Consider the following 16292-nt stretch of genomic DNA (forward strand, 5'->3'; position numbering starts at 1 on the left):
GGGGCCGTTCTCGTCGAATCGTGGGGACTAGTGTCCGCCGCTGCCGAGGGGCTCGGCATCTGCGTTGCCGGACTTGTCCGACTCGTGCCGCTCGGTCTTCGGCCCCGCATCGACCGGCACCGAGACGACGATGTCGCCCGCGCGCTCGAAGCTGAAGGTGATCGGGACCGTCAGGCCGGGGTAGACACCCTCGTTGATGTCGTTGAGCACCACCAGGATCAGCTGGGTGGGGTCCTCGGGGTCGTCGAGGACCGTCGCGGCGCGGACGCCTGCGCCGAGGGAGGTCTGCGGATCGATGACCCGGCCGCCCACCTCGCCCGCGATGGTGACCGAGTCGGCCGCATCGGTGGTGATCTTGGTCAGGCGGTCGGCCTTCTCCTCGCTGTTGTTCACCGCGGTGAACGCGAGAGCGGCCTTTCCGCCGGGCTCGAGGCTGTACTCCTCGCTGTCGGGGTACAGGATGTGCACGTTGCGCAGGGAGATATCACCCTGGTTGGCGTAGTTGCCGTTCACGGCCGCGACCTGGGTTGCGGTCTGGGTGATCTGGCCCGCGCTGCAGGCGGACAGCGAGATCGCCGCGGCTGCGGCCAGGGCAACGGCGGTCGCGACTCGTCGAGTCGGCGCATTCAGGGCTGTCACGGGTTGTCCTCCACGGCGTCGGGTCGTACTCCACTAGGCAGAGTAGTAGTCAGGTCTGCGGACCGGGTCCCGGGGTCGCCCTTCGGGGCTTCGCGGCGGGGTTCGCGGCGCCGAAACCTGAGGCCAGATGGTCGGTTTGGGCCCCACTGGATGCACGTTCAGGTCCGGCTGTCAACCCCTCCGGTCACCCCGCTGTGCCCCTGACCAGGGACGTTGGAAGCTGTGCCGCCAGGCCCCGTGTTAAACTGTGAAGATCGAAAGGGGCACGGGACAGATGATTTTTAAGGTCGGAGACACCGTCGTATACCCCCACCACGGAGCGGCGCTGATCGAGGCAATCGAAACTCGCACCATCAAGGGTGAACAAAAGGAATATCTCGTTCTCAAGGTCGCTCAGGGCGACCTGACCGTCCGGGTCCCCGCGGATAACGCCGAGTACGTCGGCGTCCGTGACGTTGTCGGGCAGGAAGGCCTGGACAAGGTCTTCCAGGTGTTGCGTGCGCCGCACACCGAGGAGCCGACCAACTGGTCGCGCCGTTACAAGGCCAACCTCGAGAAGCTCGCCTCCGGCGATGTGAACAAGGTTGCCGAGGTCGTCCGCGACCTGTGGCGTCGCGAGCAGGACCGCGGTCTGTCCGCGGGCGAGAAGCGGATGCTTGCCAAGGCACGTCAGATCCTCGTCGGTGAGCTCGCGCTCGCCGAGGGCACCGACGACGCCAAGGCCGAGATCATCCTCGACGAGGTCCTCGCAGCAGCGTCCTGACACATGAACAACGTGACTGACCCGGCCGAAGTGCGCAGCGGAGGCCGGGTCATTGCTTTGGTGCCCGCTGCCGGGCGCGGTGAGCGCCTCGGGGAGGGCATCCCGAAGGCGTTCGTCACCCTGCGCGGTGTCTCCATGCTCCGGCTCGCAGTCGAAGGACTGATCGAGTCCGGTGTCGTCGACCGTGTCGTGGTGATCGTGCCCGCGGACCGGATCGACTCGGTGCGCGCGGAGCTGCCCGATGGCGTCGACGTCGTCGCAGGCGGCGCCGAACGGACCGACTCGGTTCGCGCGGGGCTCGCGGCCGCCGAGGACGCGGACCTGCTGCTCGTGCACGACGCGGCCCGGGCACTGACCCCGCCGCCCCTGATCGCCCGCGTCGTGGCGGAGCTGCGCGCCGGCCGTGACGCGGTGGTGCCCGCCATGCCGGTCTCCGACACCATCAAGACGGTCGACCTGCTCGGCGCGGTGACCGGCACCCCTGAACGCTCGGAGCTGCGAGCCGTGCAGACGCCGCAGGGATTCACCGCGGATCTGCTGCGGCGTGCCTACGCGGCCGCCGACTCGCTGGCCACCGACGACGCGGGCCTGGTCGAACGGATCGGTGGTCGGGTCAGGACCATCGTCGGGGATCCGCTGGCCTTCAAGATCACCACCCCGCTGGACCTGGCGCTGGCCAGGGCGCTGGCGAACGACGAACCGATCGAGCAGTAGGGAGCCGGGCAACCGTGCGAGTGGGAATCGGCACCGACGTCCATCCGATCGAGGTCGGCAGACCGTGCTGGATCGCCGGGCTGTTGTTCGCGGATGAGAACGGCTGCGCCGGTCACTCGGACGGCGATGTCGCCGCGCACGCGCTGTGCGACGCGCTGTTGTCGGCGGCGGGACTGGGCGACCTCGGCTCGGTGTTCGGCACCGGCAGGCCGGAATGGGACGGGGCCAGCGGCGCGGTGCTGCTGACCGAGGTGCGCAGGCTGATCGAGGCCGAGGGCCTGCGGATCGGCAACGCCGCGGTCCAGGTGATCGGGAATCGTCCCAAGATCGGTCCCCGCCGGGTGGAGGCGCAGGACGTGCTCTCCGAGGTGCTCGGGGCTCCCGTCTCGGTCTCCGCGACGACCACCGACGGTCTCGGACTCACCGGCAGGGGTGAGGGCTTCGCGGCCGTCGCGACCGCGCTGGTACTTGACACCGGTTCGGGCCGGTAAGATCGCACGTCGTGACCCTGCGCCTATTCGACACCGAGACGCGGGCCCTGCGTGACTTCGTTCCGCTGGCCCCCGGACACGCGTCGATCTATCTCTGTGGTGCGACCGTCCAGGGCGAGCCGCACATCGGCCATGTGCGCAGCGGCGTCGCGTTCGACGTGCTGCGGCGCTGGCTGCTCGCGCACGACTACGACGTCGCCTTCATCAGGAACGTCACCGACATCGACGACAAGATCCTGAACAAGGCCGCCGACGCCGGGCGGCCGTGGTGGGAGTGGGCGGCGACCTACGAGCGCGCCTTCGACTGGGCCTACGACCGGCTCGGCGTGCTGCCTCCCTCGGTGGAGCCCCGCGCGACCGGCCACGTCACCCAGATGGTCGAGATGATGCAGCGCCTGATCGACGCGGGCCACGCGTACGCCGCCGCGGGTGACGTCTACTTCGACGTCCGCAGCTACGCGCCGTACGGCGCGCTGTCGGGCCACAAGCTCGACGACGTGCACCAGGGCGAGAGCGCGGCCGAGGGCAAGCGCGACCCGCGGGACTTCACGCTGTGGAAGGCCGAGAAGCCGGGCGAGCCGTCCTGGCCGACGCCGTGGGGACGCGGACGTCCGGGCTGGCACCTGGAGTGCTCGGCGATGGCGGAGGCCTACCTGGGCGCCGAGTTCGACATCCACTGCGGCGGGCTGGACCTGGTGTTCCCGCACCACGAGAACGAGATGGCGCAGAGCCGGGCGGCGGGCGACGGGTTCGCCCGGTACTGGCTGCACAACGGCTGGGTCACCATGGGCGGCGAGAAGATGTCGAAGTCGCTCGGCAATGTGCTGTCGGTGCCGAACGTGCTGAAGAAGGTTCGGCCGCAAGAGCTCCGGTACTACCTGGGCGGGGCGCACTACCGTTCCATGCTCGAGTACTCCGATCATGCGCTTGAGGTGGCCGCCGAGTCCTACCGAGGCCTGGAGGCCTTCATCCTCAAGACCCGCGAGCGGGCGGGTGAGATCCCGGTCGGCAAGTGGACCGAGGGGTTCGGTGCCGCGCTCGACGACGACCTCGCGGTGCCGAAGGCGCTGGCCGAGATCCACGGCAGCAAGACCGAGGGGAACAAGGCGCTCGACGCAGGCGACCTGACCGCGGCGCTGGAGATCGCCGGTCAGGTGCGGGCCATGATGGGCATCCTCGGGGTGGACCCGCTCGACCCGCACTGGGCGGCCGATGTCGACGACGGCTCGGCGGCCCATGCGGCGCTCGATGTTCTGGTGCGCGCGAATCTCGATGCGCGCCAGAAGGCGAAGGCGGACAAGGATTGGGCCGCCGCCGATGAGATCAGGGACCGGCTCGCCGCGGCGGGCGTCGAGGTCACCGACACACCGAGCGGGCCCGAGTGGTCCCTCAAGACGAACCACAACGAAGCGGGACAGTAATGGCTGGCAATTCGAGCAGGCGCGGCGCGATCCGCAAGAGCGGCACCAAGAAGGGCCAGGTCGCGGGCTCCGGAGGCAAGGGCAGGCGCAGCCTCGAGGGGCGCGGGGCCACCCCGCCCGCGGTCGAGCGCACCAAGCACCCCGCCGCCAAGCGGGCGAGGGCGGCGGCCCGCGCCGCCGAGACGGGTGGCCGCACCGGTGGCAGCGCACCGCGCGGCCGCGGCGGCTCGCCGCGCAAGGGTGATGCCGGCCCCGAGAACGTGTTGGGCCGCAACCCGGTCGTCGAGTGCCTGCGTGCGGGCGTGCCCGCGACCGCGCTGTACGTCGCGGTCGGCACCGAGAGCGACGAGCGGCTCACCGAGAGTGTGCAGCTGGCGGCCGAGGCGGGCATCTCGATCCTCGAGGTCCCGCGCACGGACCTGGACCGGATGAGCGCCAACGGGTTGCACCAGGGCGTCGCCCTGCAGGTGCCCCCGTACCGGTACGCGCACCCGGACGATCTCATCGCCGAGGCCCGCAAGCACCAGGAGCCCGCGCTGCTGGTGGCGCTCGACAACATCACGGACCCGCGCAACCTGGGCGCCGTGGTGCGTTCGGTGGCGGCGTTCGGCGGTCACGGCGTGGTCATCCCGCAGCGTCGCAGCGCCAGCGTCACCGCGGTCGCGTGGCGCACCAGCGCAGGCGCGGCGGCCCGGCTGCCGATCGCGCAGGCCACCAACCTGACCCGGACGCTGAAGGACTGGGCGTCCAAGGGCGTGCAGATCGTCGGCCTCGATGCCGGGGGCGACACCACCCTCGACGAGTACGACGGCACCGGACCGGTTGTCGTGGTCGTCGGCTCGGAGGGCAAGGGCCTGTCCCGCCTGGTCCGCGAGTCCTGCGACTCCATCCTCAGCATCCCGATGGCGGGTCCGGTCGAGTCGCTCAATGCCTCGGTCGCCGCGGGCGTCGTGCTCGCCGACATCGCCCGGCAGCGGAGGCGATAGCCGCTCCGCCACAGTGCCTGACCAGGAGGTTTCCGTGGTCGACCCGACCGTGTGGCGGGAATTCGGCACGCCCCTGGTCGAGCCGACCGGGCGGGGGCCACTCGCCGGGATGACCGTCGCGGTCAAGGACCTGTACGACGTCGCCGGGTACCCGGTCGGGGCGGGCAACGAGCAGTGGCTCGCGGAAGCCCGACCGGCAACGTCGACGGCGCCTGCCGTCGCCGCGCTGCTCGAGGCGGGTGCGGCGATCGCCGGGATCGCGCGCACCGACGAGTTCGCCTACAGCCTGGCAGGCACCAATGCCCACTACGGGACCCCGCCGAATCCGGGTGCGCCGGACCGGATCCCCGGCGGGTCCAGCGCGGGACCCGCGGCGGCGGTCGCGCTCGGCGAGGCCACCATCGGGCTCGGCACCGACACCGGCGGCTCGATCCGCGTCCCCGCCTCCTATCAGGGGCTGTGCGGGATCAGGCCAACGCACGGCGTCGTCCGCGCCGACCGTGTGCTCCCGCTGGCACCGACCTTCGACACCGTCGGGTGGATGACGCGCGACCCGGACACGCTCCTCGCGGTCGGGCAGGTGCTGCTGCCCGTCACCCCCGAACGCGGGTTCGCTCGGGCGGTCGTGTCAGACGAGCTCATCGGGCTGGCCTCGACTCCGGTGCGCGCCGCGATCGAAGGCGCTGTGGCTCGGTGGCGGGGAGCGGGTGACCTCCCGCGGATCGATCGGAGCGCCTTCGACGCGAGCGTGCTGTCCGGCTGGGCCGAGGTCTTCCGCACGGTGCAGGGGTGGGAGGCGTGGCGGGCGCACGGCGCGTGGATCTCCCGCCACCGCGACAGCCTCGGCCCGGACGTCGGCTCGCGGTTCGAGACGGCGGCCTGCTACACCGACGCGGATCGGGACCGTGCCGTCGGCCGGATGCAGCAGATCCGCGACGGCATCGATCGATGGCTCGGCGACGACCTGCTGGTGCTGCCGTCAGCGTCTTCGGTGGCGCCGACCCGGGCGGACGCGACGCTCGGCGGGCCGGTGATCGAGGGGGCCAGGGCCGCCACCATGGAGCTGACCTGCATCGCGGGCCTGAGCGGCCGGTGCGCGGTGAGCGTGCCGCTGCCGACCGCCGACGGCGTCCCCGTCGGGCTGTGCATCCTCGGGCCGCGCGGGCGGGACCTGGACCTGCTGCGGCTGGCCCGCGACCTGGTTCGCGCCCTTCAGGCCGGCTGAGACGAGCTGTTCGCGGGCGCGAATCGCACCTGCGCGCCCGGCGCCAGCTGCGCGGCCACGCCCAGGTCGGCGTCGACGACCACCGCGATCACCGGGTAGCCGCCGGTCACCGGATGGTCCGCCAGGAACAGCACCGGCTGTCCGCCGCTCGGCACCTGCAGCGAACCCGGCACCATGCCCTCGCTCGCCAGTTCGGCGGTGTCCCTGCGCCGCAGCGGCTCGGCGCCCCGCAGCCGCGCGCCCACCCGGTTGCTGTCCGTCGACACCGTCCACGGCTGGCCGAACAGCGTGTCGACGGCGGCGGCCTCGAACAGTTCCGACCGCGGCCCGAGCCGAACCCGCAGCCGGGCGGGGGAGGGGTTCGCCGGGGGCGGCGGGATGATCTCGTCTGCAGGCCAGGCGGAACTCAGTTCGCCGACGGCCAGCCGGTCGCCTGCCCGCACCGGCTCCGGGCCGAGCCCGGCGAGCGTGTCGGTCGCGCGACTGCCGAGCGTCGGCGGGGCATCCACCCCACCGCGCACGGCGAGGTAGCAGCGCAGGCCGTCGGTGGCGTAGCCGAGGGCCAGCACGTCGCCGTCGGACAGGTGCACCGCGCTGTAGTCCGCGCTCGGGGTGTGGTTCACCGACAGCGGGACCCGGGCACCGGTGACCGCGACGGTCAGGTCGCCGTGCGCTCGGACCGCGAGCCCGCCGAGCGTCACCTCCAGGGTCGCGGCCCGGGGGTCGTTGCCCACCAACCGGTTTGCGCTGTCGTGGGATCCGCGATCGGCGGCCCCCGACGCGCCGACGCCGAGCGCGGCGAATCCGGGCCTGCCACGGTCCTGGACCGTGGTCATTGCCCCGGTGCGCAACACCTCGAGCCAAGCCACCCGACGATTGTCGCCCATCCCCGGCCGCGACAGTACGATCGCCGGATGGTCACTGCCGCTCTGTACGGGCTGGGAACAGCGGTCCCCCTGCTCATCGGGGCGATCGTCGGGCTTCGCTACGACCTGCCCCGGCCACTGCTGGCGGCCCTGATGGCGTTCGGCGCGGGCACCATGGTCGCGGCGGTGTCGACGGAGCTGTTCCAGCCGGCCTTCGAGGCCGAGGGCGTGCTTGTCGCCGGAACCGCCCTGATGGCGGGCGCGCTCGTCTACGTGGTGTCCGATCACCTCATCGAGAACAAGCTCGGCCCAGCGGCGCTCGGCTGGGCGCTGATGCTCGGCACGCTGCTCGACGGCATCCCGGAGAACACCGCGCTTGGTGTCTCGCTGAGCGCGGGTGGTGGCCTGGTGCTGCTGGTCGCGGTCGCGGTCGGCAATGTGCCCGAGGCCGTCGCGGGCGCGGCGTCGATGCGAAAGCAGCCGAACTTCAACCGCCGCCGGGCGATTCTGCTGTGGACGGTGACCGCCGTTGTGCTGGTGCTGGTGGTGATCGCCGCGAATGCGGCCGCCGACGCCATCCCAGATCGGCAGATCTCGGTGATCCAGGCGTTCGCGGGCGGCGCGACGATCGCGGTGCTCGCGGACTCGCTGATGCCGGAGGCGTACCGCGAGGGCGGTTGGTGGGTCGGGCTGTCCACCGCGCTCGGCTTCCTCGTCGCGTTCGCGCTCGGCGGCTAGCACCCGTCCGTCGAGTGTGCACCTGGCCTCGCCGCTACCCGGGCGATGCCTCGGCAACTGCACACTCGGCGAGGACCCCCGCGGCCTTGACCTCGACTCTGCTTGAGGTTTTAGCCTTGTTGTCATGGCGCCGACCGACACCACGACCCCTCGGCTGGACCGCGGCTGGCGGCAGTTGCTCGGCCCCGACTACCTCGGGCCGATGGTGGTGCTTGCCGGCGGCGTCGCGCTGTACGCGATCAACATCTACCTGACCACCAGCCTGCTCCCGTCCGCCGTCGACGAGATCGGGGGAGCGCGGTTCTACGCGTGGGCCACCACGATCTTCCTTGTCGCCTCGGTGATCTCGGCGGTCCTGGTGAGCCGGCTGCTCGCGGTCGCGGGGCCGCGGGGCGCCTACCTCGCCGCCATCGGGTTGTTCGCGGCCGGCACGGTGGTGTGCGCCGTCGCGCCGGACATGTTCGTGTTGCTGGCGGGCCGTGGCCTGCAGGGCTTCGGCGGCGGGCTGCTCAGCGGACTGGGCTACGCGCTGATCCGGTCCACGCTGCCGCAGCATCTGTGGGCCCGAGCCTCGGCGCTGGTCTCCGGGATGTGGGGCGTCGGGACGTTCGTGGGTCCCGCACTGGGCGGGCTGTTCGCCCAGTTCGGGGCCTGGCGGCTCGCCTTCGTCGTGCTCGCGGTGCTGGCGGCAGGCATCGCGGCGATCGTGCCCCGGTACATCACGGGGGAGCGGATCGAGGGGCCCCGGGTCGGCGTCCCGGCCGTGTCGATGCTGCTGCTGTCCGCGGCGGCGCTGCTGGTGAGCGTGGCTGGCATCGCGACGAACGCGTCGCTCACCGCGCTGGGGGTCGTCGCGGGCGTCGTGCTGCTGGTCGCCTTCGTCGCGCACGAGCGGCGCGCGAGCACCAGGGTGCTCCCCGCCGCGACGTTCACCCCCGGCAACACCCTGAAGTGGACTTATGCGACGTTCGCGCTGCTCGCGGTCGCGTCGACCGCCGAGACCTTCGTGCCGCTGTTCGGTCAGCGACTAGGTGGCCTCGAGCCCTTGGCGGCGGGTTTTCTCGGGGCCGCGCTCGCCGTCGGCTGGACGCTGGGCGAGATCTCCAGCGCGGGCGCCGCACGCAGGTCGACGGTGCGCGCCCTGGTCGTCGCCGGGCCCGCCCTGGTGACGATCGGGTTCCTCGTCGCGGCGGCGACGCAGCGGGAGGGGGCGACGGCGTGGGTGATCGGGGTCTGGGTCGCGGCGCTGGTGCTGGGCGGCGCGGGCATCGGCGTGGCGTGGCCGCACCTGTCGACCTTCGCGATGGGCGCCGAGCACGACGAGGTCGAGGGAGGAAAGGCGGCTGCCGCGATCAACACCGTGCAGTTGGTCTCCAACGCGGTGGGGTCGGCGTCGGCGGGCGTCCTGGTCAATCTCGGCGGGTCGATGGCGGATTCGGCCAGGCTGTTGTTCGGGTTCTTCGCCGCGTTCGCCGCCGCCGGTGTGCTGACCGCCTGGCGCAGCACTCGGCCGCGCCCCTGACCCCGCCGAGTGTGCACCTTCCGGCGCATCGGCCGAGTAGGTGCGTCATCACCCGCACACTCGGCGACCCGCTCAGACCGCGACGAACCGGACCGTGTCCCCTGGTCGGAGCAGCGCGGGCGGCTCGCGGTCGGCGTCCCACATCTGCTCGGTGGTGTGGCCGATCAGCTGCCAGCCGCCAGGCGACTTCCTGGGGTAGACGCCGGAGAACTCGCCCGCCAGCCCGACCGCGCCCGCGGGCACCTCGGTGCGCGGGTCGTCCCGGCGGGGCACCCACAGCCGGGCATCGCCACCGACGAGGTACCCGAACCCCGGGGCGAAGCCGGCGAAGGCGACGGTCCAATCACTGCCCGTGTGTGCCGCGACGACGCCCTCACGACCGAGGCCCGTCAGTTCACCGACCGCGGCCAGGTCCGGGCCGTCGTAGTGAACGGGGATCCGTACCAGCGCACCGGTCTCCGCCTGGGTACCGGACTCCGGGCCGGTCTCGCGCAGCCAGCGCGCGATGCGGGCTCGATCGACGCGCAGGGGGTCGAACCGCACCAGGATCGTCCGGGCGGCAGGCACCAGGTCGATGACGCCCGCCGGGCGGTTCGCGTCCAGCGCCCGGTAATGCGCGAGGACGGTGTCCAGGTCGTCGAACTCGGCGAGCGCCCCGCCGTCCCCCGCGTCGAGCAGGCGCATCAGACGAACGGCTCCACGCGCACGCCCGCGCCGTCGAGTCGCGCGCGGATGGCGGTGGCCATCGCGACCGCGGACGGCGAATCCCCGTGCACGCAGATGGATTCGGCAGGCGAGGCCAGGACGGTGCCGTCGACGGCCTCGATCTCCGCGTGCTCGACCATCCGCAGCACCCGCGCGGCAACGGACTCCGGGTCCGAGAGCATCGCGCCCGGCATTCCGCGGGGCACCAGCTCGCCTTTCGGGGTGTACCCGCGGTCGGCGAATGCCTCGGCCACGGTGCGCAGGCCGGCGGCCTCCGCCTCCGCCAGGAAGACCGAACCCGGCAGCCCGAGCACCGGGATGGTGGGGTCGTACGCGACCACGGCCGCGACGACGGCGCGGGCCTGCTCGCGGTGGTGCACGATCGCGTTGTACAGGGCGCCATGGGGTTTGACGTACCCGACGGCGGAGCCGACGGTCTGCGCGAGGGCGTCGAGGCCGCCGATCTGATAGATCACGTCCGCCGTCAGGTCCGCTGGGGCGATGTCGATGAAGCGACGCCCGAATCCGGCCAGATCCCGATAGCCGACCTGCGCGCCGATCCGCACGGCCCGCTGCGCCGCGGACCGGCAGGTGTTCAACAGCGTGGTCGGATCACCCGCGTGGAACCCGCACGCGACATTCGCGCTGGTCACCAGGGTGAGCATGGCCTCGTCGTCGCCGAGTCGCCAGGCGCCGAAGCTCTCGCCGAGATCGCTGTTGAGGTCGATGGATGCCACGCCTCGAATCCTAGGCCGCGGCGCGGATTCAGGCGGGGACCGCGACCCGTCCGGAGTTGCCGCGACGCGACCCGATCGCCCTGCATGCCAGGTAGATCACGAACGAGATGGTGGTGACGAAGCTGGACACCGGCACGCCAGGGGCCAGCGACAGCAGGATGCCACCGACCGCGGCGATCTCGGCGAACAGGATCGAGAACAGCGTCGTCCGGAGCGGGCTCGAGGTGATCCTGGCCGCGGCGGCCGCGGGGGTGATCAGCAGCGAGAGCACCAGCAGCGCACCGACGATCTGCACGCCGAGCGCCGCGGCGACGCCGACCAGCACCGCGAACACGATGGAAAGCGCTCGAACCGGAACGCCGCGGGCCAGCGCGACGTCCGGATCGGTGCTCGCGAACAGCAGCGGCCGGTACACCACGACCAGCACCGCCAGCACGAGCACCGCACACACCAGCAGCAGTTGCAGGCCGCTGTTGCCCACCCCGACGATCTGGCCGACCAACAGCGAGAAGCTGGTGCCGGTGCGTCCCGGATACAGCCACATGAACAGCACGGACAGACCGAGACCGAACGAGAGGACCACGCCGATCACCGAGTCCCGTTCGCGCACTTTGGATCCGAGCAGCGCGAACAGCACGGCCGCGAACACCGAGCCGACGATGGCGCCGACCCCGACGCTGATCCCGGCCAGCAGCGCGGCGGAGGCACCGGTCAGTGACAGTTCGCTGGTGCCGTGCACCGCGAACGACATCTGCCTACTGATGATCAGCGGACCGATCGCACCCGCGAGCAGGCCGAGGATGGCGGCGGCGAGCAGGGCCTGCTGCACGAAGTCGTACTGCAGCAGGTCGATGGTGGCCTGCCAGTCGAACATCTTCGAAAACGTGTCTGCGAGCTTCTCGTTCATTCGTGCGCCTCGTGGTGGATTCCGTCGGTGCCCGTGGAACCGAGCGCGTCGATGGCGTCGCCGGTGCCGACGACGACGAGCCGTCCGCGCACATGCAGCACCTCGACGTCCGTCTGGTACAGCTCGGAGAGCACCTCCGAGGTCATCACCTCGGCGGCCGTGCCGATCCGGAACCGCCCGTCGACCAGGTACAGCACCCGGTCGACCAGCGGCAGGATCGGGTTGATCTCGTGGGTGACGAACAGCACGGCGGTGTCGTGACCGAGCCGGCGCTGGTTGATCAGGTCGGAGACCCGGTGCTGGTTGGCCAGGTCCAGGCTGAGCAGCGGCTCGTCGCAGAGCAGCACCTTGGGATCGCCGACCAGTGCCTGCGCGACCCGCAGTCGCTGCTGCTCGCCGCCGGACAGCGAGCCGACCGGCGCATCGGCGAAGGCCCGGGCGCCCACCTGGTCGATGGCGTCGTCGACGATGGCCCGGCGGGAACGGCGGGAGCGGAACCCGGTGCCCCAGCGGTGGCCGTCCACGCCGAGCCCGACCAGGTCGCGTCCGCGCAGCGGCAGGCCCTCGTCCATCGTCTTCTGCTGCGGCACGTATCCGACGTGAGAGTTCCCGGTCCTGGCAGGCGTTCCCGCGATCGTGGCGGTGCCCTCGGACAGGGGGAGCTGGCCGAGCAGGACCTTCAGGAGCGAGGTCTTGCCGGACCCGTTGGGGCCGAGGACCGCGACGAACTCACCCTGCTCGACGCTCAGGTCCAGTCCGGACCACAGAGTGCGGTCGCCGTAGGCCAGCCGGGCGCCTCTCAGCTCGACGGCGGGTGTTCGACTGACGCTCGGTGCGTCGGGGGCAGGGTGGGTCACGGGGCCATTCCGGGTCTGGTTGTCACGCGGCTCGTTGCCGATACGCGTGACCGGTGGATTCTTCTTCGGCGCGCGGTTCTCAGCGGGCGGCGTTCAAGGCCGCAGCGAGCGATTCGGCGGTGCGGGTCTGCCACTGAATGTAGTCGAACCCGTCGGGCAGGGTCTCGGTGACTTCGACGACCGGGATGCCGGCCGACTCGGCGGCCTCACGGATGTTCTGGGTCGCCTTGTCCTGTGTCTGGCTGTTGTAGATCAGGACCTTCACCTTCTTGTCGGCGAGCAGATCCCGCGTCGCCGCGACGGCCGCGGGCGGCGGGTCGTTGCCGTCCTCGATGGCCTTCGTGAAGTCCGGCGGCGTCTCGTCCCTGAGGTCGGTCGCAACCAGCAGGTAGTGGGCGATCGGCTCGGTCTGCGCGACCGGCGCCTGCGGATGCCCGGCGGCGATCGAATCGGTGATGGCCGTGACGGCGTGCAGTTGTCCGTGGAAGGTCGCCGCGTTGGCGGTGTACGCCGCGGCGTTGGTGGGGTCGATCGCGCCGAGCTCAGCGGCGATCTGCTTGGCGACTGCGTCCACGGTCGGGATGTCGTACCAGACGTGCTCGTTGACGCCGCCGTGGTCGTGGTCGTGGCCGTCGTGCGAGTCATGCTCGGCCGCAGCGGGTTCCGCGGGGGCGGTCGTCGCGGCGGCCGGGGCGGCAGCGGCCTCGGCCACGTGATCGTGGTTGTGGTCGCCGTGCAGGTCGGTATCGGTGCCGTACAGGGTGAACGCGTCGACGGTCCGCTTGCCCGGTGTGCCTGCGAGGACGTCGTCGATGAACTCGTCGTAGCCGCCGCCGTTGTAGACGACCAGGTCGGCATCGGTGATGGCGGCGGCGTCCCGGGGGCTGGCCTCGAACGAGTGCGGGTCGGCGAACGCGTCGTCGATGATCGACGTGACGTCGGCCCGGTCACCCGCGACGGCCGCGGCCACCGAGCCCCAGACGTCGGTCGAGGCGACGATGTTGGCGCGCTGTCCGTCGGCGAGCGGGGCGGTGCCTGCGCCCGCATCCGGGTCGGACGAGCAGGCGGCGAGGGTCAATGCCCCCACGAGCGCCAGGCCGACAGTGGTGATCGCCGATCGGCGCCTGCGCCGGGTCGGGACGGTGAGTGGCGTCAGATCTCCCTTGGGCATGGCCTAGATATTAATGGAAATCGTTTCCGTTGTACATTGGAGGGGGCGTGCTGATGGTCACTCGCGGCATTGCGTACCGTCCCGTTATGCCCAGGTCCCGTCATCCGCGCCGTCAGGCGACGCTGGCGTCCCTCGCGGCGGAGCTCAAGGTCTCCCGGACGACGGTCTCGAATGCCTACAACCGCCCCGATCAGCTGTCGACCGAACTCCGCGAACGGGTGCTCGAGGCGGCCAAGCGGCGCGGTTACCCCGGCCCGGACCCGGTCGCGCGCTCGCTGCGCACCCGCAAGGCGGGCGCGGTAGGCCTGCTGCTCACCGAGGCGCTGAGCTACTCCTTCCGGGATCCGGCCGCGATGAGCTTCCTGGCCGGTCTGGCCGAGTCCTGCGAGGCGGCAGGCGAGGGGCTGCTGCTGATCCCGGCCGGGCCGGGACGCGACGACGTCCAGTCCGCAGCCGTGGTGCAGCAGGCCGGGGTTGACGGTTTCGTCGTCTACTCCGTGGCCGACGACGACCCGTACCTGGCCGCGGTCCTCGAGCGCCGCCTGCCGATGGTGATCTGCGACCAGCCGCGCGAGATCGAGGGCGCGTCGCTGGTCGGGATCGACGATCGCGGCGCGATGCGCAAGATCGCCGACTATCTGTTGTCGTTGGGGCACAAGGACATCGGCGTCGTCTGCATGAGGCTCGGCCGGGACCATCGGGACGGTGTGGCCGGCTCCGACCGTCTCGATTCACCGAACTTCCACGTCCAGCGCGAACGGATAGCCGGGGTGCGCGACGCCCTTGCCTCCGCCGGGCTGGACCCGCGATCGTTGACCGTGATCGAGCGCGCGGAACACAGCTCGCGGTCCGGTCACTCGGCGGCCGAGCAGGCGCTCGCGACCAATCCACGGATCACCGCGCTGCTGTGCACCACGGATGTGTTGGCGCTCGGTGCCCTGGACTTTGCGCGGTGGCGCGGCATCGACGTGCCCGGCCAGCTGTCCATCACCGGGTTCGACGGCGTCGACGAGGCGCTGCGGGAGGGCCTGACCACCGTTCGCCAGCCCGCGGAGGAAAAGGGCAGGCGGGCGGGGGCGCTGCTCCTGACGCCGTCGCATTCCGGTGTGGCCACCGTCGAGATGCTCGACACCGAACTGGTGCGCGGTCACACCGCGGCGCCGCCGCCGGCCTGACCGGCTGAGTGCCTGGCGAAGTTCTGCGTAGTGCGGAACTCGCGCCTGCCCCGTCCGAGCTACCCCCGGAACACCAGCAGCGGCACGTGTAGCTCGGCGGAGGTGAGTGATCCGTGGTGACCGATGAGCATGGACTGGAGCGGCTCGGCGCCGGTACGGATCAGCGCGCTCGATCCGCGGGCTATCGCGATCACGTCGCCGATCCGTTCGGTGGCCGCGGGGGAGACGGTCGGGCCGAACCAGCCGTTGTCGATCGCCTCGGCGCGGGTCAGCACAGCGAACCCGTCGCCGAGGCGGTCCCGCCAGGACGCGACGACCTGGTCGGCGGCGCCGTCGTCCGTATAGACATGGCGGGCCCGTGGCTCGCCGCCGATCAGGCGGACGCCCTCCGTCAGTTCGGGGGACGTGTCGATGTCGACGGGGGATCGCACCTCGACCATGCCGTGGTCGGCGGTGACGATCAGCGCGCCGTCGCTCGGCAGCCGCTCGGCGAGCTGGCGCGCCATCAGGTCGACCTGCGCCAACTCCAGGGCCCACGCCGCCGAGGCCGGGCCCCTGGCGTGCCCGGTCAGGTCCAACTCGCCGTGATAGGCGTAGACCAGGGATCGAGAACCCAGCCGGAGCGCACTCGCCGACGCGTCGACAAGGTCACCGAGCGAGAAGCTGGGCAGGAACTCCCCGCCGCGCAGCGCGGCCCTGGTCAGTCCGGAACCGCCCTGGTAGGGCGGGGCCACCCGGGACACGGAGATGCCGGCCGCTGCGGCGCGCTCGAAAGCGGTCGGCGTCGGCTGAAACTCCTCGGGTACCAGTTCCTTGAGCAGGTCCACCCGGGGTCCCTCGCCGTGCAGGCGCCATTTCAGCGGGTTCATCAAGCGGTCCTGCCCGGCCGCGGGGATGAGGTAGCCGACCACTCCATGCTGTCCGGAGGGCAATCCGGTGCCGAGCGACGCGAGGCTGGTCGCGGTGGTGGTCGGGAAGCCCGCGGTCAAGATGGGGCCGAGTCTCTCGGACAGAAAGGGCGCCGCCTCGGGGTGTGACGCCAAGAGCTCGGCGCCGAGTCCGTCGATCAGCAGCACACAGACACGGGAGACGCCCGACAGATCGAGGCCGATCCGGTCCGTCTCGCCGGCGACGCCGAGATGAGCGAGCACGGAAGGAACGAGGTCGGACAGCGTCGCCTGGCCATAACGGGGTGCGAGGAGCATGACGCCAGGCTATCCGCGACCCCCGAATACAGGGGCGCAAGCGAAGACGATTCCCTCTAACGGCGCTGACCAGGCGATTTGACGCTGTGTTCTTGTTCGCGTAACTTTTGTCGAGTCAGAGCGACACGGACACCGACCCGGCCGAGAGGCGCGGGACACGAGGTTGGACG

The 16292-nt window shown here is 71.3% G+C and carries 17 protein-coding genes; 9 read left to right on the plus strand and 8 right to left on the minus strand.

The genetic code is table 11. The annotated features are described in order from the left end of the window. Positions 1-27: 27 nt before the first annotated feature. Positions 28-639 (minus strand): hypothetical protein, encoded by a 612-nt coding sequence (locus tag ACWFRB_RS24905; protein WP_452643900.1) that lies wholly within the window; start codon positions 637-639, stop codon positions 28-30. A 274-nt stretch (positions 640-913) separates the two neighbouring features. Here ACWFRB_RS24905 and carD point away from each other — a divergent pair, with 274 nt between their 5' ends. From carD to ACWFRB_RS24935, 6 genes are read left to right on the plus strand one after another with little or no spacing between them, the layout of a single operon-like run. After that, positions 914-1402, plus strand: coding sequence for an RNA polymerase-binding transcription factor CarD (gene carD / locus ACWFRB_RS24910; RefSeq protein WP_007528440.1), 489 nt, complete (start codon positions 914-916; stop codon positions 1400-1402). Between the two features lie 3 nt (positions 1403-1405). Then, on the plus strand, positions 1406-2116 hold the full coding sequence (gene ispD, locus ACWFRB_RS24915) for a 2-C-methyl-D-erythritol 4-phosphate cytidylyltransferase (RefSeq protein ID WP_452643901.1): 711 nt from the start codon (positions 1406-1408) through the stop codon (positions 2114-2116). A 14-nt stretch (positions 2117-2130) separates the two neighbouring features. Then, positions 2131-2607, plus strand: coding sequence for a 2-C-methyl-D-erythritol 2,4-cyclodiphosphate synthase (gene ispF / locus ACWFRB_RS24920; protein ID WP_452643902.1), 477 nt, complete (start codon positions 2131-2133; stop codon positions 2605-2607). An 11-nt stretch (positions 2608-2618) separates the two neighbouring features. Further along, entirely contained in the window at positions 2619-4028 is a 1410-nt protein-coding gene (gene cysS, locus ACWFRB_RS24925; protein WP_452643903.1) for a cysteine--tRNA ligase, read from the plus strand. Further along, positions 4028-5014, plus strand: coding sequence for a 23S rRNA (guanosine(2251)-2'-O)-methyltransferase RlmB (gene rlmB, locus ACWFRB_RS24930; RefSeq protein WP_452643904.1), 987 nt, complete (start codon positions 4028-4030; stop codon positions 5012-5014). Before cysS ends, rlmB begins: the two co-directional genes overlap by 1 nt. A 34-nt stretch (positions 5015-5048) precedes the next feature. Further along, positions 5049-6239, plus strand: a complete 1191-nt coding sequence (locus ACWFRB_RS24935; RefSeq protein WP_452643905.1) for an amidase — start codon at positions 5049-5051, stop codon at positions 6237-6239. Here ACWFRB_RS24935 and ACWFRB_RS24940 read toward each other — a convergent pair. Continuing rightward, entirely contained in the window at positions 6227-7108 is an 882-nt protein-coding gene (locus tag ACWFRB_RS24940; protein WP_452643906.1) for a 5-oxoprolinase subunit C family protein, read from the minus strand. The genes ACWFRB_RS24935 and ACWFRB_RS24940 overlap by 13 nt on opposite strands. Before the next feature lie 45 nt (positions 7109-7153). Between ACWFRB_RS24940 and ACWFRB_RS24945 the strand changes: the two genes are divergently transcribed. Beyond that, positions 7154-7843, plus strand: coding sequence for a ZIP family metal transporter (locus ACWFRB_RS24945; RefSeq protein ID WP_452643907.1), 690 nt, complete (start codon positions 7154-7156; stop codon positions 7841-7843). 124 nt (positions 7844-7967) lie between these two features. After that, positions 7968-9365, plus strand: a complete 1398-nt coding sequence (locus ACWFRB_RS24950; RefSeq protein ID WP_452643908.1) for an MFS transporter — start codon at positions 7968-7970, stop codon at positions 9363-9365. 72 nt (positions 9366-9437) lie between these two features. Here the strand turns inward: ACWFRB_RS24950 and ACWFRB_RS24955 are convergent, their stop codons facing one another. The 5 genes from ACWFRB_RS24955 to ACWFRB_RS24975 all read right to left on the minus strand — a co-directional run bounded on the left by ACWFRB_RS24955 (position 9438) and on the right by ACWFRB_RS24975 (position 13742). Next, entirely contained in the window at positions 9438-10049 is a 612-nt protein-coding gene (locus ACWFRB_RS24955) for a 5-oxoprolinase subunit B family protein (RefSeq protein WP_452643909.1), read from the minus strand. Beyond that, complete coding sequence (locus tag ACWFRB_RS24960) at positions 10049-10807, minus strand: LamB/YcsF family protein (RefSeq protein WP_452643910.1); 759 nt, start codon at positions 10805-10807, stop codon at positions 10049-10051. Before ACWFRB_RS24960 ends, ACWFRB_RS24955 begins: the two co-directional genes overlap by 1 nt. A gap of 28 nt (positions 10808-10835) precedes the next feature. Next, on the minus strand, positions 10836-11714 hold the full coding sequence (locus tag ACWFRB_RS24965; RefSeq protein ID WP_452643911.1) for a metal ABC transporter permease: 879 nt from the start codon (positions 11712-11714) through the stop codon (positions 10836-10838). Beyond that, positions 11711-12571: a metal ABC transporter ATP-binding protein gene (locus ACWFRB_RS24970; protein WP_452643912.1), complete on the minus strand. Its 861-nt coding sequence runs from the start codon at positions 12569-12571 to the stop codon at positions 11711-11713. The genes ACWFRB_RS24965 and ACWFRB_RS24970 overlap by 4 nt, the downstream gene beginning before the upstream one ends. 79 nt (positions 12572-12650) lie before the next feature. Continuing rightward, entirely contained in the window at positions 12651-13742 is a 1092-nt protein-coding gene (locus ACWFRB_RS24975; RefSeq protein WP_452643913.1) for a metal ABC transporter solute-binding protein, Zn/Mn family, read from the minus strand. A gap of 86 nt (positions 13743-13828) precedes the next feature. On the opposite strand from ACWFRB_RS24975, the gene ACWFRB_RS24980 reads away from it, so the two are divergent. Beyond that, entirely contained in the window at positions 13829-14917 is a 1089-nt protein-coding gene (locus tag ACWFRB_RS24980; RefSeq protein ID WP_452643914.1) for a LacI family DNA-binding transcriptional regulator, read from the plus strand. Positions 14918-14976: 59 nt separating this feature from the next. Here ACWFRB_RS24980 and ACWFRB_RS24985 read toward each other — a convergent pair whose 3' ends face one another. Next, on the minus strand, positions 14977-16122 hold the full coding sequence (locus ACWFRB_RS24985; RefSeq protein WP_452643915.1) for an alkaline phosphatase family protein: 1146 nt from the start codon (positions 16120-16122) through the stop codon (positions 14977-14979). Between the last annotated feature and the right edge of the window lie 170 nt (positions 16123-16292).

It is taken from the genome of Rhodococcus sp. NPDC055112, assembly GCF_053607505.1.